General features: G+C 42.8%; 20 protein-coding genes and 1 pseudogene. 20 read left to right on the forward strand and 1 reads right to left on the reverse strand.

Annotated elements, in window-relative coordinates:
• The first annotated feature begins 44 nt into the window (after window positions 1-44).
• The 5 genes and pseudogenes from QFZ72_RS02970 to QFZ72_RS02990 all read left to right on the forward strand — a co-directional run bounded on the left by QFZ72_RS02970 (window position 45) and on the right by QFZ72_RS02990 (window position 3,643).
• Window positions 45-605, forward strand: coding sequence for a manganese efflux pump MntP (locus QFZ72_RS02970; protein ID WP_373464405.1), 561 nt, complete (start codon window positions 45-47; stop codon window positions 603-605).
• A 105-nt stretch (window positions 606-710) separates the two neighbouring features.
• Window positions 711-1,163, forward strand: a complete 453-nt coding sequence (locus tag QFZ72_RS02975; protein WP_307429192.1) for a low molecular weight protein arginine phosphatase — start codon at window positions 711-713, stop codon at window positions 1,161-1,163.
• A gap of 20 nt (window positions 1,164-1,183) precedes the next feature.
• Window positions 1,184-1,633, forward strand: a complete 450-nt coding sequence (rpiB, locus tag QFZ72_RS02980; protein WP_307429195.1) for a ribose 5-phosphate isomerase B — start codon at window positions 1,184-1,186, stop codon at window positions 1,631-1,633.
• A 5-nt stretch (window positions 1,634-1,638) separates the two neighbouring features.
• Window positions 1,639-2,212 (forward strand): annotated as a pseudogene (locus QFZ72_RS02985) (TIGR01440 family protein).
• Window positions 2,213-2,407: 195 nt separating this feature from the next.
• A complete protein-coding gene (locus tag QFZ72_RS02990; protein WP_252202742.1) occupies window positions 2,408-3,643 on the forward strand; it encodes a serine hydroxymethyltransferase in 1,236 nt (411 codons plus the stop codon).
• 79 nt (window positions 3,644-3,722) lie between these two features.
• Here the strand turns inward: QFZ72_RS02990 and QFZ72_RS02995 are convergent, their stop codons facing one another.
• Window positions 3,723-4,550: an undecaprenyl-diphosphate phosphatase gene (locus QFZ72_RS02995; protein ID WP_307429198.1), complete on the reverse strand. Its 828-nt coding sequence runs from the start codon at window positions 4,548-4,550 to the stop codon at window positions 3,723-3,725.
• Between the two features lie 372 nt (window positions 4,551-4,922).
• Between QFZ72_RS02995 and QFZ72_RS03000 the strand changes: the two genes are divergently transcribed.
• The 15 genes from QFZ72_RS03000 (at window position 4,923) to QFZ72_RS03070 (ending at window position 20,118) form a co-directional block, all read left to right on the forward strand.
• Window positions 4,923-7,049, forward strand: coding sequence for an alpha-amylase family glycosyl hydrolase (locus tag QFZ72_RS03000; protein ID WP_307439565.1), 2,127 nt, complete (start codon window positions 4,923-4,925; stop codon window positions 7,047-7,049).
• Between the two features lie 262 nt (window positions 7,050-7,311).
• Window positions 7,312-7,941 (forward strand): uracil phosphoribosyltransferase, encoded by a 630-nt coding sequence (gene upp / locus QFZ72_RS03005; protein WP_307429201.1) that lies wholly within the window; start codon window positions 7,312-7,314, stop codon window positions 7,939-7,941.
• Window positions 7,942-8,127: 186 nt separating this feature from the next.
• A complete protein-coding gene (locus tag QFZ72_RS03010; RefSeq protein WP_307429203.1) occupies window positions 8,128-10,365 on the forward strand; it encodes a S8 family serine peptidase in 2,238 nt (745 codons plus the stop codon).
• A 187-nt stretch (window positions 10,366-10,552) separates the two neighbouring features.
• Window positions 10,553-10,774 carry an AtpZ/AtpI family protein gene (locus QFZ72_RS03015; RefSeq protein WP_070877080.1) on the forward strand — a complete coding sequence of 74 codons (222 nt, stop codon included), beginning with the start codon at window positions 10,553-10,555 and terminating at the stop codon, window positions 10,772-10,774.
• 7 nt (window positions 10,775-10,781) lie between these two features.
• Entirely contained in the window at window positions 10,782-11,150 is a 369-nt protein-coding gene (locus tag QFZ72_RS03020) for an ATP synthase subunit I (protein WP_223438645.1), read from the forward strand.
• A 20-nt stretch (window positions 11,151-11,170) separates the two neighbouring features.
• Window positions 11,171-11,881, forward strand: a complete 711-nt coding sequence (gene atpB, locus QFZ72_RS03025; RefSeq protein WP_307439566.1) for a F0F1 ATP synthase subunit A — start codon at window positions 11,171-11,173, stop codon at window positions 11,879-11,881.
• Between the two features lie 67 nt (window positions 11,882-11,948).
• The gene (atpE, locus tag QFZ72_RS03030; RefSeq protein WP_029283354.1) at window positions 11,949-12,161 is read left to right on the forward strand and encodes a F0F1 ATP synthase subunit C; all 213 of its coding nucleotides are present in this window, start codon (window positions 11,949-11,951) and stop codon (window positions 12,159-12,161) included.
• A gap of 167 nt (window positions 12,162-12,328) precedes the next feature.
• Entirely contained in the window at window positions 12,329-12,847 is a 519-nt protein-coding gene (gene atpF, locus QFZ72_RS03035) for a F0F1 ATP synthase subunit B (protein WP_307429207.1), read from the forward strand.
• Complete coding sequence (locus tag QFZ72_RS03040) at window positions 12,844-13,389, forward strand: F0F1 ATP synthase subunit delta (RefSeq protein WP_307429210.1); 546 nt, start codon at window positions 12,844-12,846, stop codon at window positions 13,387-13,389. The genes atpF and QFZ72_RS03040 overlap by 4 nt, the downstream gene beginning before the upstream one ends.
• A gap of 15 nt (window positions 13,390-13,404) precedes the next feature.
• The gene (atpA, locus tag QFZ72_RS03045; protein ID WP_223438641.1) at window positions 13,405-14,913 is read left to right on the forward strand and encodes a F0F1 ATP synthase subunit alpha; all 1,509 of its coding nucleotides are present in this window, start codon (window positions 13,405-13,407) and stop codon (window positions 14,911-14,913) included.
• Between the two features lie 85 nt (window positions 14,914-14,998).
• The gene (atpG, locus tag QFZ72_RS03050; RefSeq protein ID WP_307429214.1) at window positions 14,999-15,856 is read left to right on the forward strand and encodes an ATP synthase F1 subunit gamma; all 858 of its coding nucleotides are present in this window, start codon (window positions 14,999-15,001) and stop codon (window positions 15,854-15,856) included.
• A 69-nt stretch (window positions 15,857-15,925) separates the two neighbouring features.
• Complete coding sequence (gene atpD, locus QFZ72_RS03055; RefSeq protein ID WP_223438639.1) at window positions 15,926-17,347, forward strand: F0F1 ATP synthase subunit beta; 1,422 nt, start codon at window positions 15,926-15,928, stop codon at window positions 17,345-17,347.
• A gap of 26 nt (window positions 17,348-17,373) precedes the next feature.
• Window positions 17,374-17,778: a F0F1 ATP synthase subunit epsilon gene (locus tag QFZ72_RS03060; protein ID WP_307429217.1), complete on the forward strand. Its 405-nt coding sequence runs from the start codon at window positions 17,374-17,376 to the stop codon at window positions 17,776-17,778.
• A 362-nt stretch (window positions 17,779-18,140) separates the two neighbouring features.
• Window positions 18,141-19,457, forward strand: a complete 1,317-nt coding sequence (locus tag QFZ72_RS03065) for an MFS transporter (protein WP_307429220.1) — start codon at window positions 18,141-18,143, stop codon at window positions 19,455-19,457.
• 235 nt (window positions 19,458-19,692) lie between these two features.
• Window positions 19,693-20,118: a helix-turn-helix domain-containing protein gene (locus QFZ72_RS03070; RefSeq protein ID WP_307429222.1), complete on the forward strand. Its 426-nt coding sequence runs from the start codon at window positions 19,693-19,695 to the stop codon at window positions 20,116-20,118.
• Window positions 20,119-20,272: the final 154 nt, after the last annotated feature.

Below are 20,272 nucleotides of genomic sequence, written 5' to 3' on the forward strand. Positions count from 1 at the left end.
GACGTGCATAAGTTTGAATGAGGCGTGTCCGAGGAGGCTTTAGAATGAATATAGAGGCATTAATTGGGGAACTCATTACCTTATTTATGATGGCATTTGCACTTGGAATGGATGCTTTTTCAGTCGGACTTGGGATGGGGCTGATCAAACTCCGGTTAAGGCAGATCTTTTATATTGGGCTGACGATCGGTCTGTTTCATTTGTGGATGCCGCTTGCGGGGATGTGGATCGGAAAAGTGCTCTCCAGTACGTTTGGGAATATTGCCACGATTGCAGGCGGTGCACTGCTGATCCTTCTCGGAGTGCAGATGATTTTCGCTTCATTAAAAAAAGATAATGAACCTATGATTACGCCGGTAGGCTTTGGTCTCCTTTTTTTTGCGCTCAGCGTAAGCCTGGACAGCTTTTCAGTCGGTTTAAGTCTTGGAATTTACGGTGCAAGAACGTTCCTGACAATCGTAATGTTCGGCATTGTCAGCATGGTGCTCACATGGATTGGCCTTCTGATTGGAAGAAGAGTTCAACACTGGCTGGGTACATACGGTGAAGCTCTCGGCGGAAGCATTCTATTAGGTTTTGGCCTGAAGCTGATTTTTCCAATATAGATGATAACAGGTCAAATAATGGCCTGTTTTTTGTTTTTCTGAAAAGTCCCAATCACTACTTTCCTAACCCCAATTGGATTATAATAAAACAAAGGAGGCAGATAAATGATTAATATCCTTTTTGTTTGTACCGGAAATACATGCAGAAGCCCCATGGCTGAAGCATTATTGAATCATATGAAAGAAAACGATCATCTCCTTTCGGTCAAATCTGCAGGTGTGTATGCAAGCGACGGCAGTGATGCTTCCTTTCATGCAAAACAGGCCCTTGATGAAAAAGGAATCGTATGCAATCACCGCTCGTCTCTTTTGAATGAAGAGCACATCCGCTGGGCAACGTACATTTTAACAATGACTGAAAGCCATAAAGAGCTGATATTTGAACGATATCCGCAGGCGATCGAAAAAACGTTTACCCTCTCTGAATTTGTGATGGAGAATGAACAGAATCGGCGCGATGTCATGGATCCTTTCGGCGGTTCACTTGAGATTTACAGAATGACCCGTGAAGATTTAGAAAAAATGATTATGCTTCTGATTAAGAAATTAGAAAATTAAGCGTTCTGGAGGTTTCAAAAATGAAGATTGCGATTGCTTCTGACCATGGCGGGCTGAATCTCCGCGAGGAAATCAAGCAGCTAATGGATGAAATGAAAATACAGTATGAAGATTTTGGCTGTGAATGCGAAACGTCGGTAGATTATCCGGACTATGCGCTGCCGGTAGCAGAAAAAGTGGCAAGCGGGGAATTTGACCGCGGAATTCTGATTTGCGGCACGGGCATCGGCATGAGCATTTCTGCTAATAAAGTAAAAGGGATCCGCTGCGCGCTTGTCCATGATACATTCAGTGCAAAAGCAACAAGAGGGCACAATAACAGCAATATGCTTGCTATGGGCGAGCGTGTTATCGGTCCTGGTCTGGCCCGTGAAATTGCAAGAATCTGGCTGACAACAGAATTTGAAGGCGGAAGACACGAAAATCGCGTCAGTAAAATCACTGCAATTGAAAATAAACTGCAAGGGTGAGTGAAATGACAACAATTGGGGAGTGGAAGAATCAGCTGCGCACCATGCTTGCTGATTTAGAAGAGCAATCTTCCTTTCGCGCGGAAAACATCTTTGTGGTTGGCTGCAGCACGAGTGAAGTGATTGGAGAAAAGATTGGTACTGCTGGTACGATTGAAGCCGCGGAAATGATTTTTGAGGAATTAAAGGCGTTTAAAGAAAGAACAGGCATGCATCTTGCTTTTCAATGCTGGCGAGCATTTGAACAGAGCATTAGTTGTTGAGCATGAGACAGCTGCTTCCTATAACCTTGAAGCAGTAACGGTTACACCTGTACGAGCGGCTGGCGGAGCGATGGCGACATATGCTTATTCAGCTTTTAAAGAGCCTGTTGTTGTTGAATTCATAAAAGCAGACGGCGGCATTGATATCGGTGATACTTTTATCGGTATGCATCTTAAGCATGTAGCGGTTCCGGTCAGGAGCTCTGTAAATCAGGTTGGACATGCCCGTGTTACAATGGCAAAGACACGTCCGAAGCTGATCGGCGGAGAAAGAGCCGTGTATGCAGCTAAGGAAGAAAACAGGAAGTGCACGTAATAAATACGAACAATATAAAAAAATTATGTAGTTATCATTCGTTATTTTAGTGCTATTTCCTCAAAAAACACTGTTCTTGATAAAAAATATACATAAATCTATTACAATCTTGATCATGAACGTGTACAATAAAGTTGAATTGAATGTGAAAATTGTCTGCAAAATCAGATGAAATGGATAGGGGGATTCTAAAACATGAAACATTTAAGCAAGCAGGATACAAGTGTATTTGAAGCAATTCAGGATGAATTACAGCGTCAGCGTACGAAAATCGAATTGATTGCTTCTGAAAACTTTGTTACAGAAGCCGTAATGGAAGCTCAAGGCTCAGTCCTTACGAACAAATATGCAGAAGGTTACCCTGGCCGACGTTATTACGGAGGCTGTGAGCATGTGGATGTTGTAGAAAATATCGCAAGAGACCGTGCAAAAGAAATTTTTGGTGCAGAGCATGTTAACGTGCAGCCTCATTCAGGTGCACAGGCAAACATGGCTGTGTACTTCACAATCCTTGAACAGGGCGATACCGTTCTTGGCATGAACTTATCTCATGGCGGTCACTTAACACACGGAAGCCCTGTTAACTTCAGCGGCGTGCAGTACAATTTCGTTGAATATGGTGTGGACCAAGAAACACATCGCATTAACTATGAAGATGTATTAGAAAAAGCCCGCTTGCATAAGCCGAAGCTGATTGTTGCAGGCGCAAGTGCATATCCTCGTGCAATTGATTTCAAGAAATTCCGTGAAATTGCGGATGAAGTTGGAGCTTATTTCATGGTAGACATGGCTCATATTGCAGGACTTGTAGCAGCAGGCCTGCATCAAAATCCTGTTCCTTATGCTGATTTTGTTACAACAACAACACATAAAACATTGCGCGGACCTCGCGGCGGTATGATTCTCTGCAAAGAAGAATTCGCGAAAAAGATTGATAAGTCAATTTTTCCTGGAATCCAAGGCGGACCGCTAATGCATGTCATTGCTGCAAAAGCTGTTTCATTTGGAGAAGTCCTTCAAGACGACTTCAAGACATATGCATCTAACATCATTGCCAATGCAAATCGTCTTGCTGAAAGCTTGAAAAACCAAGGATTAACGCTAGTATCAGACGGAACAGACAATCACTTGATTTTAATTGATGTGCGTTCTTTGAATCTGACTGGCAAAGTTGCAGAAAAAGTGTTGGATGATATCGGAATTACAGTGAACAAAAACACAATTCCATTTGATCCAGAAAGTCCATTCGTGACAAGCGGAGTCCGCATCGGTACTGCTGCTGTAACAAGCAGAGGCTTCGGTCTTGAAGATATGGATGAAATCGCTGCGATCATGGGTCTTGCACTCAGCAACCCTGAAGATGAAGCGAAATTAGAAGAAGCAAAGAGCAGAGTAGAAGCTTTAACTTCTAAGTTTTCTTTGTATGTGTAATAGATTGGGCTGACTCGTTCAGCCCTTTTTTTGACCGAAAAAAGAGCAAATCCAGATGAACCGGATTTGCTCTTTTCTCTTATAGAAAGACAAAATAAATTACTGCTGCTAAAATAATGCGGTAAATGGCAAACGGCACTAATTTAATTTTGTTGATAAGGGCAAGGAAGAAGCGAATCGAAATTAAAGCGACTACGAATGCGCTGATAAATCCTGCAATAAAGAATGGAAGTGCGTCAAGCGTAAAGTACTCCCAGTTCTTAAGAAGCGACAGTCCGCTTGCACCAGCCATAATTGGAACGGCCATGATGAAGGTGAAGTCAGAAGCAGTTCTATGATTCATGCCAAGCATAACGCCTCCGGAAATCGTCGATCCAGAACGCGAAAATCCCGGCCATAACGATAAACATTGGATCAGCCCTACAAGCAAAGCCTGTTTGTATGTGATTTTATCCACGGTTTCTGTTGTAATGGTTCTTTTGCGCTGAACGAAATCAGCAGCCAGCATCAAGAACGCGCCAATTACTAGGCCAATTAAAACCGTATGGATAGAAAATAAATGTTCATCGATATAATCTTCAAATAGAAGACCAAAAACACCAGCAGGCAGCAAACCTACGATGACTTGTGTTAATTTTAACTTTGTTCGTTTTTCCACAGCTGTTTCTTTTTTCAGACCGAGCAAACTGATAAAACGCTCTCTGAAAATAATGACGACCGCAAGGATGGATCCCAGCTGAATCACGATTTTAAACGTATTTGCAACAGGTGGGCCAAAAAGATCTTTAGATTGAAACAGCAAATCATCAAATATAATCATATGTCCAGTAGAGGATACTGGAGCAAATTCCGTTAAACCTTCCACAATTCCTAAAACAACAGCAACAAAAATCTCCCATAAATTCAAGTTTAAATCCACCTCTTTAACTAGTTCAATTTAAAAAACGCTCTTTGATGATTTTAAACGTTTCATAGTTAGAAGTCTATGAATTTCATGAAAATGGTAATCTGTGTAAAGTGGAATTCTCTGAGGGTGGGCCAAAATACTTAAAATCTAAAAGCGAAAAATGAGTATTTAGAATATTGTGTAAATGATTAAATCTATTTAATATCATTCTTAGATACCTGCAACCCGTACCTGCAACATAACCTGAGGGCTATGCATTGTCCTGATATGGACAACAACCCCGTTATTCTTTATGAATAACGGGGTTTTATTATGGAAAGGAGGAAGCAGCTAGGAAGTGCAGGAAAACATGATCAAGGGAGAGATGGCTGGATGTTAAAAAAAGCAATGAGTCTACTAGTTGCATTTGTTCTTATTTTTAGTTTGTATGGACCGTTTGCAGATAATTATGCAAACGCTTCCATAAATAACAAAGTAAACTATTCAAACGATATTATCTATCAAATTATGACGGATCGATTCAGTGATGGGAATGCTAATAATAATCCGACAGGCAGCTTGTTCAGCGCCGACTGCTCAAATTTAAGAAAATACTGCGGCGGTGACTGGCAGGGAATTATCAATAAACTGAATGACGGATATTTCACGGATATGGGGATTACGGCGTTATGGATATCTCAGCCTGTCGAAAATGTCTATTCCGTTTTGAATGATGCAGCAGGCACGGCATCCTATCACGGATATTGGGCGCGGGATTTTAAAAAGACAAACCCATTTTACGGCACGATGCAAGAGTTTCAAGCCCTTATCAATACAGCACATCAGAAGGGAATAAAGGTCATTATCGATTTTGCGCCAAATCACACCTCTCCGGCATCTGAGGACACTCCGTCTTATATGGAAAACGGAAAGCTATATGATAACGGAACGCTTGTGGGCGGCTATACAAACGATACGAAGGGCTTATTCCATCATAATGGCGGAACGAATTTTTCTTCTATTGAAGATGGGATATACAGAAATCTCTATGATCTGGCAGATTTCAATCATCAGAACCCGACAGTGGATAAATACTTAAAGGATTCTGTGAAGCTCTGGCTCGATATGGGAATCGACGGAATCAGGGTAGATGCAGTTAAGCATATGCCGTTCGGCTGGCAAAAGACGTTCATGGAAACCATCTACAGTTATAAACCGGTGTTTACGTTCGGAGAATGGTTCCTTGGGGAAAATGAGGTGGATCAAAACTATTATAACTTTGCCAACACCACAGGAATGTCATTGCTTGATTTCCGTTTTGGCCAAAAACTGAGACAGGTATTAAGAAACGGCTCTGACAGCTGGTACGGCTTTAACTCGATGATTACTGAGTCGGAAGCGAAGTATGAACAGGCTGCAGATCAGGTCACCTTCCTTGATAATCACGATATGGACCGCTTTCACTTTGACGGAGCGGATGTAAAAAATACAGATCTTGCTTTAGCTGTCATGCTCACTTCAAGAGGCGTGCCGAACGTGTATTACGGAACCGAGCAATATATGACAGGCAATGGAGATCCAAACAACCGGAAAAAACAAACATCTTTCAATAAAACAACGAAAGCCTATCAGATCATCAGCAAGCTTTCAGCCCTGCGTAAATCGAACCCTGCTTTAGGCTACGGAAAAACAAAAGAAAGATGGATTAATAATGATGTCTATATCTATGAAAGAACATTTGGCAAAGATGTAGTATTGGTAGCAGTGAATAAAAGCAAAACAGCATCTTACAACATAACAAATCTCTCAACTGCCCTGCCTGCAGGGAGTTATTCTGATCAGCTGACTTCCTTATTAAATGGTAATAGTTTATCAGTGGGCAGCGGAGGAGCTGTTTCTGCATTTGGCCTATCACCAGGGGAAGCAGGCGTCTATTCTTCCAATGGAACCGCAGCCGCACCGACAATCGGTCAAATCGGTCCGGTTATGGCAGTACCTGGTAGCACCATCACAATCAGCGGAGAATCCTTCGGCACATCTGTTGGTTCAGTGAAAGTTGGAACAGGAAATGCAACCGTATTATCCTGGTCGAATACAGAAATTCGTGCACAGGTGCCAGTTTTAGCTGGAGGCAATTATCAGGTGTCTGTCACTTCATCAGGAGGGACTGTAAGCAATACGTACGGTCCAGTGGAGGTTTTATCCGGAAAGCAGTCATCTGTACGGTTTATGGTGAACAATGCAACAACTAGTCCTGGCCAGTCAGTATATATAGTAGGAAATGTAAGCGAGCTTGGAAACTGGGATGCAGCGAAGGCTATTGGACCAATGTATAACCAGGTAATCACAAAGTATCCGGGCTGGTATTATGACGTCAGCGTGCCGGCTGGACGAGCGATTGAATTTAAGTTTATTAAAAAGGATGCAAGCGGAAATGTTGTTTGGGAAAGCGGAGCGAACCATTTTTACACGACCCCTTCAAGCGGTCCGGGGACATCTATTTCTAATTTCCAGAACTAATAAAGATCAGCTCACCTGTTTGAGGGGTGAGCTGTTTTTTCATTCATGAATAAGACCGATAAAAGGGAGAACTACATTGATAAATCTCGGAGTTACACTGATAAATGTGCTGAAAGAACTCATATTTTTAAAAATCCGGTAAATATCTGCAGTCTAACGGTCCTTTTAATGAATTCCTGCAAATAAATCTCCCATCCTTCTTGAAACAGCTCTTCTTTTTCTGTAAAATCTATTGAAGTGTCATAGAAAAGGAGATGAGCCGATGGGCAAAGTATACGTTTTTGATCATCCACTTATTCAGCATAAGCTAACATATATCCGTGATGTAAAGACAGGTACGAAAGAATTTCGTGAGCTTGTTGATGAAGTTGCGAGCTTGATGATGTTTGAAATTACAAGAGACATGCCGCTTGAAGAAGTGGAAGTTGAAACACCGGTGCAAGTAGCAAAATCAAAGGTTTTGGCTGGCAAAAAGCTTGCGATTGTCCCTATTCTCCGAGCTGGACTTGGAATGGTTGACGGAATCATTAAACTGATCCCGGCTGCAAAAGTCGGACATGTAGGTTTATACCGCGATCCAGAGACGTTAAAGCCGGTCGAGTATTATGTGAAACTCCCTTCTGACGTGGAAGAGCGCGAATTTATCGTTGTTGATCCAATGCTTGCAACAGGCGGATCTGCTGTTGAAGCAATCAACAGTGTGAAAAAACGCGGCGCTAAAAATATTAAATTCATGTGTTTAATCGCAGCTCCAGAAGGTGTGGAGATTGTGAAGGAAGCACATCCTGATGTTGATATTTACATTGCAGCACTTGATGAAAAATTAAACGATCATGGATATATTGTCCCTGGCCTTGGTGATGCCGGAGACCGCATGTTCGGAACGAAATAATAGAAATGAAATCCTCCTTTATAAAAAAGGGGGATTTTTAGTTTTATACAGGATAAAAATTTGCACATCGCTGTCAATCTGCACCGCCAAAAAGTCATGACTTTTTGGCGGAGCGGGCCTTGGCGCTTCCGCTTTTCTTACATGAAAGAACCTTCCTTAGAAAAGAATAAGAGGGAGGTGACAAAAATGGGCCGAAAATGCACGATTTCTTTTATATTTTTCATGCTGATTTCTTTTTCAGGACAGGCAGAAACGTTCCCTGCTATCCCGGCTATTCCTGAGGAATCACCGGATAAGACAGAAACGATCATGATCGTAGTTGAAAAAGAACATGCAGATGTCTTCTCCCAAAAAATTACGCAATCTTATCCAAATGTTCACATTCGCCGTACCTATAAAAAAGTATTCAGCGGCTTCACAGTTGCAGGAAGGCATAAAGATCTGGCAGCTCTTCAGAAAGAACCCCATGTATTGCACGCGAGTCCGGTTACGGCCTATCATGCCGACCTTGAAGAGAGTGTCCCGTTTATCGGCGGTAATGAAGTTCGCGGAAAATTCGATTCTCACCATAAAAGGCTGACAGGCAAGGGAGTGAAGGTCGGCATTATTGATACAGGGATAGATTATACGCATCCGGATTTGAACCGAAGCTATCACGGCGGAGCAGATCTCATAGACGGTGACAGCGATCCGATGGAAACAAAAGCGACAGATGGAACGGAAACACTGCACGGTACACATGTGGCCGGAATCATTGCAGCGAATGGGAAACTTCAGGGCGTAGCACCGGAAGCGGAAATCATCGCATATCGTGCGCTGGGTCCTGGAGGATACGGCACTAGCGAACAAGTGATAGCAGCAATTGAAAAGGCCATTGAAGATAAAGTGGATGTATTAAACTTATCGCTTGGTAATACTGTCAATGGACCTGACTGGCCAACAAGTCTCGCTTTAGATCGAGCAGTTGAACACGGAATTGTAGCCGTGACGTCAAGCGGGAATTCAGGTCCTGGAGTCTGGACAATCGGCTCGCCCGGCACTTCAAGCAAATCCATTTCTGTCGGGGCTTCCACTCCTCCGCAAAAAATACCTTATTTAAAGCTTAGCGGTACGGGGAAAATGGTTCCCATCACAGCCCTTGCAGGGTCTAAAGAGTGGATACTTAATCAAGGGGAAGAAATCGTCTTTGCCGGCATCGGTGAAGAGCATCAGTATAAATCGGATATGAATGGGAAAATTGTTCTTGTAGAGAGAGGAAAGATTACGTTTACTGAAAAAGCCCTTTTTGCGGAAAAAGTTGGAGCTAAGGCTATTATCATTTACAACAACATGAAAGGTAATTTTGCGGGAAACCTTGAAATTGAAGTAGGTATTCCGGTCGTCTCCATTTCAAAAGAGGATGGTTTATGGCTTAAAAAACAATTGGACAATGGTGCTCTTGCTCGAACAGTCTATCAGAATGAATCTGATCTGCTTGCAGATTTCAGCTCAAGAGGTCCGGTCACCTATACGTGGGAAATCAAGCCGGATGTCGTGGCTCCCGGAGTAGCAATTGACAGCACAGTTCCGGAGGGATATTTAAGTCTTCAGGGAACAAGCATGTCAGCGCCGCATGTTGCAGGAGCCAGTGCTCTATTAAAACAGGCGCATCCAGATTGGAACCCGGAGCAAATCAAAGCTGCCTTAATGAATTCAGCAGAGCCTCTGAAAGACAAGGACGGAGTCTACTATGAACCCGTCGAGCAGGGAACGGGGAGGATCAATTTAACACGTGCCCTGGAAACAGAAGCGCTTCTTTATCCGGGTTCATTGTCAATCGGACAAGTTCCCCTGCATGGTGACCGTATCCGAAAAAAAGTGAAGCTGACTCTTGATAATCAGTCAGATGAAAAAAAGGCTTACACTTTTAAATACCCCCCGTATACAAAAGGTCTTCAATGGGGGATTCCGCAAAAAGTGGAGGTTGAACCAAAACAGCAAAAGGATGTATTCGTAACTTTGGATATTTATTCAAATGGGATGGAAGCGGGACTTCATCATGGATGGATGGATGTGGAAGCAGGCGGCCGAATCGAAAAGCTTCCTTATCTATATGTAGTAGATGAACCGGATTATCCCCGTGTGATGGGATTTGAATTTGGATTCGGTGATACAGCAGGAACGTATAAGTACGAGTTTTATCTGCCTGGCGGAGCTGATGAAATGGGTATTGCGCTGTATGACCCTGATTCACTCAGATTTGAGGGCTTTCTTGACTGGGGCAGGAATCTTCAAAGAGGAGTTGTCAGGAAGACGTTTAAAAAAGACGATCTTAAGCTGAAAGACGGACTTTATAAAGCGGTCATTTTTGCAAGAAAAGGCAGCAAGGAAGATACAATGGAAACAGATCTTATCCTTGAAAACCCTGAGGAAAAAGAGCGCTGAAAATCAAATGTGAACTTTTTGTGATAGGCTTTTTTGATTGTCAGTTTTTTGGTTTTAAAGCAATTGACATTGACTAGAGCCTATTGTATGCTAGACGAGGGTAAATGATAAGGTTTTCATACCGCTTTCATATACCGCTTTTATCCCCAGAAAAATCCTTTATTAATCTATTAGCGAGGACTTGTGAATGCGCAAAAAAGAGCGTCATCCAATGCAGGCCATGGCACTAATGACAGGCATTCTATCTCAGCTAGTCGGTTCAACACTAATTGGCATCTTTTCAGGAAGATGGCTCGACCGATATTTCCAGACTGAACCGCTTTTTATGATCATAGGACTGTTCATTGGGCTCGGAATCGGTATTTCCGCGATGATCAAGCTAGTCCACCACTTTTTTTCAGGAGACTGAATCATTCATGTTTGATTTGCACCAGATGTACCACAGATATCGCAAGTATATGTTCTACCTATTGTCCTTTTATGCCGTAGGCTGGGGATTTACCGGGTATCAGTCTGTCTTTTTGGGGCTGGCGCTTGGAACAGCACTCAGTTTGTTCAACTTATGGTCAATGGTGCGCAAGCAAGTTCAGTTCGGTGAAGCGATTCAGCAGAATAGGAAGGTCAGGTCATTGGGCACTGCATCCCGATTGGCGTCAGCTGGTTTAGCTGCCCTGCTCGCGATCAAGTTTCCCGAATATCTGAATATGGTTAGTGTCATTATTGGATTAATGACAGTTTATATTGTCATTATGATAGATTATGTTTTTCAACACTCACGCGCTTAGCCGGAAGAGAGGTGAATCTATTGCATCACGAAGCTCCTATAGTAGAGTTTTTAGGCCTTACTTTTAACTTATCCAATGTTTTAATGATCACTGTTGCAAGTGTTATCGTTTTTCTAATAGCGGTACTAGCCACTCGCAAATTGGCAATGAAGCCGACAGGGATGCAGAATTTCTTTGAATGGATCGTTGATTTCGTCAAGGGAATCATCAACAGTTCAATGGACTGGCATACAGGCGGGAAATTCTTGACGCTTGGCGTTACGCTCCTAATGTACATATTTGTATCAAATATGCTCGGGCTGCCGTTTTCAATTGCTGTAAACCATGAGCTATGGTGGAAATCACCTACAGCAGATCCAACGATTACACTGACTCTTGCTGTTATGGTCGTGGCTTTGACACACTATTATGGTGTGAAAATGAAGGGCACAGCTGAGTATGGGAAGGATTTCTTCCGACCGATGGCGTTCCTTTTCCCGATCAAGATCATTGAAGAGTTCGCTAACACGCTGACTCTTGGCTTGCGTCTTTACGGTAACATCTATGCCGGAGAAATCCTTTTGGGACTTCTCGCTGGACTTGCAGTAACTGGTCCAATCGGCGCTTTATCTGCCGTATTGCCAATGATGGTATGGCAGGCATTCAGTATTTTTGTAGGTTCCATCCAAGCATTTATCTTTGTAATGTTAACAATGGTTTATATGTCTCACAAAGTGAGCAGCGACCATTAATTAATATGTTTCAACAGTTTCATCAGAATCAAAAAACTTTTTAATAATTTGAGAGGGGATTTATATAATGAATTTAATCGCAGCTGCAATTGCAATCGGCTTAGCGGCACTTGGTGCTGGTATTGGTAATGGTCTTATCGTTTCACGTACAGTAGAAGGTGTTGCTCGTCAGCCTGAACTACAAGGTAAGCTTCAAACAATCATGTTCATCGGTATCGCATTAGTTGAGGCACTTCCTATCATCGGAGTAGTTATCGCGTTTATCGTATTAGGAAGTTAATAAAGAGACAGGTTCTCTACATAAATGGCGAAGATCGTTTTTTACCCTTCTTCGCCATTGCTTTATGTTTCTATTTAAATATGCGGCCGAGAATCAAACAGAACAATCTCGTGCTTTTTTTTGATAGTAACCCATCATGGAACTCTTGAAGGGAGTGAAACCGGGCAATGTTAACGTCAAATCTAGTAGTTGGTGCAGGTTTACATTTAAATACTGGAGACATTGTATTCCAGCTGGTCCTTTTCTTAATCTTACTTGCATTGCTGAGAAAATATGCTCTTGGACCTGTTATGAATATGATGAAACAGCGCGAAGAGCACATTGCATCTGAAATCAGCGCGTCTGAAGCTAAACACGCGGAAGCTAAGAAGCTTGCTGAAGAGCAGCGTGAACTATTAAAGCAGGCCAGACTTGAATCTCAGGGTTTAGTTGAAAGTGCGAAGAAGCTTGGTGAAAAGCAAAAAGAAGAAATCGTCCAAGTAGCTCGTTCAGAAGCAGAACGCCTGAAGCAGTCTGCACTTAAAGAAATTGCTCAGGAAAAAGAGCAAGCTGTTGCCGCTCTTCGTGAGCAAGTAGCTTCATTATCTATTTTAATTGCTACGAAGGTTATTGAAAAAGAATTAAATGAAAAAGAACAAGAAAAGCTTATCCAAGATTATATCAAAGAGGTAGGCGAAGGTCGATGAGTAAAGAAATAGTTGCAGCTCGCTATGCATTGGCTCTTTTTCAAATCGCAAAGGAAAACCGCACGATTGACAAGTTCGAAGAGGAATTGCTTTTGATCCAGAAGGTAACAAAAGAAAATCCTGAATTATTAAACGTGCTTACACATCCAAAAGTGCTTCTAGAAAAGAAAAAATCCATGATGAGTGAAGCGTTCGCTTCTTTATCTCAACCAGTTTTAAGTACAATTTTACTCTTGATTGAACGTCAAAGAATCAATGTGATTCCTGAGCTTGCTGATCATTTTGTGAAGCTTGCCAATGACGAACGCGGCACAGAAGACGCCATTGTCTATTCTGTCAGACTGCTGGATCAAGATGAATTAACAGCGCTGTCTGATACGTTTGCCAAAAAAATCGGCAAAACATCTCTTCGTTTAAGAAATGTTATTGATCAGAATCTGATCGGCGGAGTGAAGCTTCGTATCGGCAATCGCATTTATGATGGAAGTATAAGCGGAAAGCTTGAACGTATAGAGCGACAACTTGTTGCAAAAAGATCGTAGATAGGGGTGAAACTCATGAGCATCAAAGCAGAAGAAATTAGTGCACTGATTAAAAAGCAAATCGAAAGCTATCAGTCTGATATCAAAGTTAGTGATGTAGGTACAGTTATCCAGATTGGTGACGGTATCGCCCGTGCTCATGGCCTCGACAATGTCATGGCTGGAGAGCTTGTTGAATTTTCAAACGGCGTAATGGGTATGGCTCAAAACCTTGAGTCAAACAACGTAGGTATCATTATCCTTGGACCTTACTCTGATATCCGTGAAGGTGACGAAGTTCGCCGCACTGGACGCATCATGGAGGTGCCGGTTGGTGAAGCGTTAATCGGACGCGTCGTAAACTCTCTAGGACAGCCTGTTGATGGCCTTGGTCCAATCGAAACAACACATACTCGCCCAATTGAGAGCCCGGCTCCAGGCGTTATGGATCGTAAATCTGTTCATGAACCATTACAAACAGGGATTAAAGCGATTGACTCTCTAATTCCAATTGGCCGCGGACAGCGTGAGTTAATTATCGGTGACCGTCAAACGGGTAAAACATCTGTTGCCATCGATACAATCTTAAACCAAAAGAACGAAGATATGATCTGTATCTACGTTGCAATCGGACAAAAAGAATCTACTGTCCGCGGCGTAGTTGAAACTCTTCGCAAAAATGGCGCATTAGACTACACAATCGTTGTTACAGCATCTGCTTCACAGCCGGCACCGTTATTATTCTTAGCTCCTTATACTGGTGTTACTATGGGTGAGCATTTCATGTACAACGGCAAGCACGTTTTGGTTGTTTATGATGATTTAACGAAACAAGCATCTGCTTACCGTGAACTTTCATTATTATTACGCCGTCCTCCAGGCCGCGAAGCTTATCCTGGTGACGTATTCTACTTGCATTCACGCCTTCTTGAGCGTGCAGCAAAACTTAGTGATGCAAAAGGCGCTGGTTCATTAACAGCTCTTCCATTCATTGAGACACAAGCTGGAGATGTATCTGCATACATTCCAACAAACGTAATTTCCATCACTGATGGACAAATCTTCCTGCAGTCTGACTTATTCTTCTCAGGTGTACGTCCAGCGGTTAACGCCGGTCTATCTGTATCACGTGTTGGAGGATCTGCACAGATCAAAGCAATGAAAAAAGTATCAGGTACACTGCGTCTTGACCTTGCTTCTTACCGTGAGCTGGAAGCATTTGCTCAATTCGGATCAGACCTTGATAAAGCAACTCAAGCGAAATTAAACCGCGGAGCACGTACGGTTGAAGTCTTGAAACAAGGCTTGAACAAACCTCTTGCAGTTGAAAAGCAAGTTGCGATTCTTTACGCTTTAACTCGCGGATTCCTTGATGATATCCCAGTTGAAGATATTAAACGCTTTGAAGAAGAGTACTATGTATTCTTAGATCAAAACCATAAAGCATTGCTTGATCATATTCGAACAACTGGCGGACTTCCTGAAGACAACGACTTCAATGCTGCTATTGCTGCATTCAAAAAAACATTCGCGATTACTGAATAATGAGGTGAAGTATGAAGGCAGGCCTTCATACTTTATCTTAAGATAATGAATCAGGTTGATTTTTATAAAAAGGTGGTGAGAACCTTTGGCATCATTACGCGACATTAAATCAAGAATCACCTCAACGAAGAAAACAAGCCAGATTACTAAGGCAATGGAGATGGTTTCAGCCGCAAAGCTGAACCGCGCCGAAAACAACGCAAAAGCGTTTGTGCCTTATATGGATAAGATACAAGAGGTGGTTGCAAACATAGCTTTAGGCAGTACGGGTGTGTCTCATCCAATGCTTGTTAGCCGTCCCGTTAAGAAAACAGCGTATCTTGTGATCACGTCTGACCGAGGATTAGCTGGTGCTCTTAACAGTAACGTTTTGCGTGCCGTATACCAGGCAATGCAAAAGCGCCACACGTCGAAAGATGAGTACGCTGTAATTGCAATTGGTAAGATCGGACGTGAATTCTTCAAGAAGCGCGGTGTTCAAATCGCTCTTGAAGTGACTGGTATTGCAGATGACACATCATTTGCTGAGATTAAAGATATTGCAACAAACACAGTTAATATGTTCAATGATGGAACATTTGACGAAATCTACGTGTATTACAATCATTTCGCAAGTGTTATTCAGCAGGACGTAACAGAAACGAAGCTTCTTCCTCTTTCTGATCTAGCTGGCTCTACTAAGAAAACATCTTATGAATTTGAGCCTTCTGAGGAAGAGATTTTAGAAGTGTTATTACCACAATATGCTGAAAGTCTCATCTACGGAGCACTTTTAGACAGTAAAGCTTCTGAGCATGCTGCGCGTATGTCAGCGATGAAAAATGCGACAGACAATGCGAAAGAACTTATCAACAGTCTTACTCTTTCATATAACCGTGCACGTCAGGCTGCGATTACGCAGGAAATTACGGAAATCGTCGGCGGAGCTGCGGCACTCGAATAGACAAACAGGCCCAATAGATGGGTTCCATAGACAGAAATGTTCTGCACTAGCAAGTTAGGAGGGAAAACGATGAATAAAGGACGCGTTACTCAAGTTATGGGTCCGGTTGTTGACGTAAAGTTCCAAAGTGGTCAGCTTCCTGAAATCTATAACGCCCTTAAAGTTACATTCAAAGGACGAAGCGAAAATGAAGCAGCGTCAGAATTAACATTAGAAGTTGCCCTTCACCTAGGTGACGACACGGTTCGTACCGTTGCGATGGCATCAACAGATGGCCTTGTTCGCGGAAGTGAAGTTTTAGATACAGGTGCTCCAATCTCAGTTCCAGTTGGAGATGTTACACTAGGACGTGTATTTAACGTATTAGGTGATAACATTGATTTGGATGAAGCAATTCCTGCTGAATCCCGTCGTGATCCAATTCACAGACTAGCACCTAAATTCGATCAGCTTTCTACTGAGGTAGAAATTCTTGAAACGGGAATCAAAGTAGTAGACCTTCTTGCACCTTACATCAAAGGCGGTAAAATTGGTCTTTTCGGAGGTGCGGGTGTAGGTAAAACCGTACTTATCCAAGAACTTATCAACAACATCGCTCAAGAGCATGGCGGTATCTCTGTATTCGCCGGTGTTGGAGAGCGTACTCGTGAGGGAAATGACCTTTACCATGAGATGACTGATTCTGGTGTTATCAAAAAAACAGCGATGGTTTTCGGACAAATGAATGAGCCGCCTGGAGCACGTATGCGTGTAGCTCTTACAGGTCTTACAATGGCTGAATACTTCCGTGATGATCAAGGACAAGACGTTCTTTTCTTCATGGATAACATCTTCCGTTTCACTCAAGCAGGTTCAGAGGTATCAGCCCTTCTTGGCCGTATGCCATCTGCCGTTGGTTACCAGCCGACACTTGCTACTGAAATGGGTCAATTGCAAGAGCGCATCACGTCTACAAACGTTGGTTCTGTAACGTCGATTCAAGCAATCTACGTTCCTGCCGATGACTATACGGATCCGGCTCCTGCAACAACTTTCGCTCACTTGGATGCAACAACAAACCTTGAGCGTAAACTTTCTGAAATGGGTATTTACCCAGCGGTGGATCCACTTGCTTCAACATCTCGTGCATTATCTCCTGAAATCGTTGGAGAAGAGCACTATTCTGTTGCACGTCAAGTACAGCAAACGCTGCAGCGTTACAAAGAATTACAAGATATCATTGCGATCCTTGGTATGGATGAGCTTAATGACGAAGATAAATTAGTCGTGTCCCGTGCACGTCGTATTCAATTCTTCTTATCCCAAAACTTCCACGTAGCTGAGCAGTTTACTGGTCAAGCAGGTTCTTACGTTCCTGTTAAAGAAACAGTTCGCGGCTTCAAGGAAATCCTTGAAGGCAAATACGATCATCTTCCAGAAGATGCTTTCCGTCTGGTTGGACGCATCGAAGATGTTATCGAAAGTGCGAAGAACATGGGTGTAGAAGTATAATTTTGGGACGCAGGAGGGTATAGAGTATGAAGACAGTACAAGTCAATGTCGTTACTCCCGATGGCCCAGTTTACGATGCAGACGTCGAAATGGTAAGCGTAAAGGCTCAAAGCGGTGAGCTCGGAATCTTGCCAGGTCATATTCCGCTGGTGGCTCCTCTTCAAATCGGAGCAGTTCGGTTGAAAACAGGAAAATCCACGGAACTCGTGGCTGTTAGCGGCGGCTTTTTAGAAGTACGGCCTGACAAAGTCACAATCTTGGCACAAGCTGCTGAGACTGTAGAAGATATTGATTTAACTCGTGCACAATCTGCGAAAGAACGCGCTGAACAGCGTCTGAACAAAAGTACAGACGACATCGATTTCAAGCGTGCCGAACTTGCTTTGCGCCGAGCAATGAATCGAATTAACGTATCACAGCAAAAGATGTAATCGGAAAATCCCCGGGACCTGGTCCTGGGGATTTTTTTAGTTGTTCTGGAATGACTTCTCGGTCAGCACAATCATCTTAATCAAGAGATTTATGATAAAAAAAGACAAATTTCTAATGCAAAGGATGATGATGCATCGGAAATTTATTTTGGTCTAAAAATAGAAACAATGGCATGTTTACCAATAGATAATATAAATGCTACCATTAATTAAATTTCAACAAAATTCAAACTATTTCTGTCGATTTATGGGGAAATGTCATAATTCGAAATGGAAATGATTCTAAAGCTATTAGAACGTGAATGGTTGAAAAAGCAATATGGGAGAGCCTAATTCAGACACATCAAAGAGGAGGATGAAAAGTGAATAAATCTATTGACTACACAAATAAGCGCCGCATAACCGGAAACATCTTCAAAGGTTCGGTTGGAAATTTGATCGAATGGTACGATTGGTATGTTTATTCTGCCTTTGCCGTATATTTCTCGGAAGCGTTCTTCCCCAAGGGAGATCCTACTAGCCAACTGCTCAACACGGCTGCTATTTTCGCCGTCGGCTTCCTGATGCGTCCGTTAGGAAGCCTGCTGATGGGCCGTTACGCTGATCGTCATGGCCGTCGTGCAGCACTGACGCTTTCCATCACAGTTATGGCCGGTGGTTCTCTAATCATTGCCTTAACCCCAAGCTATGCCACCATTGGTGTGGTGGCTCCTGCTATTCTTGTTCTTGCACGCCTGCTCCAAGGGCTGTCGCTGGGTGGAGAGTATGGAACCTCTGCAACGTACCTGTCCGAGATGGCCAGCAGCGGCCGGCGCGGGTTCTATTCGAGTTTTCAGTATGTCACACTTGTTGCAGGACAGCTGCTGGCACTTGGTGTCCAAATTATTCTCCAGCAAACGCTCAGCGAATCCGATATGATGTCCTGGGGCTGGCGTATTCCATTCGTCATCGGAGCAATGGGTGCGTTAGCCGTCTTGTGGCTGCGCCGTACGATGGACGAATCAGAGCAGTTCTCAAATATGGGTTCAAAAAGCAGGGAGAACGCTGGGACCATTCGGGCTCTGATGAAACATCCAAAGGCTGTGCTGACAGTAGTTGGACTTACACTCGGCGGAACAGTCGCCTTCTATACATATACAACATATTTACAGAAGTATATGGTGAATACTGTGGGCCTTGACAAGGAAATTGTCAGCTGGATAAACTTTATTGCCTTGCTTGTATTCGTCGTGCTTCAACCACTCGCAGGCATGCTGTCTGACAAAATCGGACGGCGCCCTCTATTGATAAGTTTTGGTATTTTAGGAACGTTGCTGACCGTCCCGCTGTTCATGATCATGGAGCAGACGAAGAATCCTATCGTTGCTTTCTTGCTTATGATGGCGGGTCTCATCATTATTACCGGATACACTTCCATCAATGCAATTGTGAAAGCCGAGCTTTTTCCGACTGAAATTCGGGCACTTGGGGTTGGATTCCCTTACGCACTCACCGTTGCAGTGTTTGGCGGAACTGCGGAGTTTATTGCGTTATGGCTGAAGAGTTCTGGGGTAGAGACACTCTTCTATTTCTACGTAGCTGCATGTATTGCGGTCAGTTTAATCTCCTACTTGCGAATGGGCGAGTCTTCGAAAGTCTCCCATATCGAAGCCGAGCTCGATGCCAGGAAAAAACGCTAGCTGTCCATGAGCATTCAAAAATAATAAGTTACCCTAGATTTAGGACCATTTCTTTAAAGAAATGGTTCTTTGTTTTTTAAGACAGTTTAACCCGAAATTCTATCCCGGAATTTGAAAGACCATGAATGACAAGGGATCTGCAGCCTCCTTAAAAAGGAAAAATGAGCTGGAAAAATAAAGCGTTTACAAACCTCATTCAACCCTTATAATTAATTAACTATGAAACGGTGATTCTATGAAAAGACGTTTTAAGTTTGCGATGATCATTTTCCTGATCGCCTCGATTTACCCTCTCTATCAGCTTTTTCAAATCTATCAATCAAGCCAGTCTCCAAACCGGATGAAACAGTACATCAAGAAAAACTGCCATACCGATCTGTCCCTTGAGGCGATGGCTAAGGAGTTCAATCTCTCTCCGCAATACGTCAGTAAAATTTTCAAAGAAGAGCTCGGCATCAGCTATATCGATTATTTAATAAAATGCCGCATCGAAAAGGCTAAGAAGATGATGGAAAAAGGATCCTTCAGCTTGAAAGAAATTGTTTTTGAAGTCGGCTACAACGATCCGAATTACTTCAGCAGCGTGTTCAAAAAAGTCTGTAAGAAGTCTCCAAGCCAGTATAAGGACTCTCTTTTGGCAAATAAGATCGGTCAGAGCTAGGATTTTGAGCCTGTTGGTTTTACATGAATAAAAGGGTTGACCATTAAACTATATTAAAATGTGAAAAACAGTGGATTCTTTTGCAGAATCCACTGTTTTTATTCTTCCTTTTATAGTCTGCGCCGGTACCCCAAAAAAGAAGAAGGCTCAGGTT

The sequence above is a fragment of the Bacillus sp. V2I10 genome, from assembly GCF_030817055.1.
Taxonomy (GTDB): domain Bacteria; phylum Bacillota; class Bacilli; order Bacillales; family Bacillaceae; genus Bacillus_P.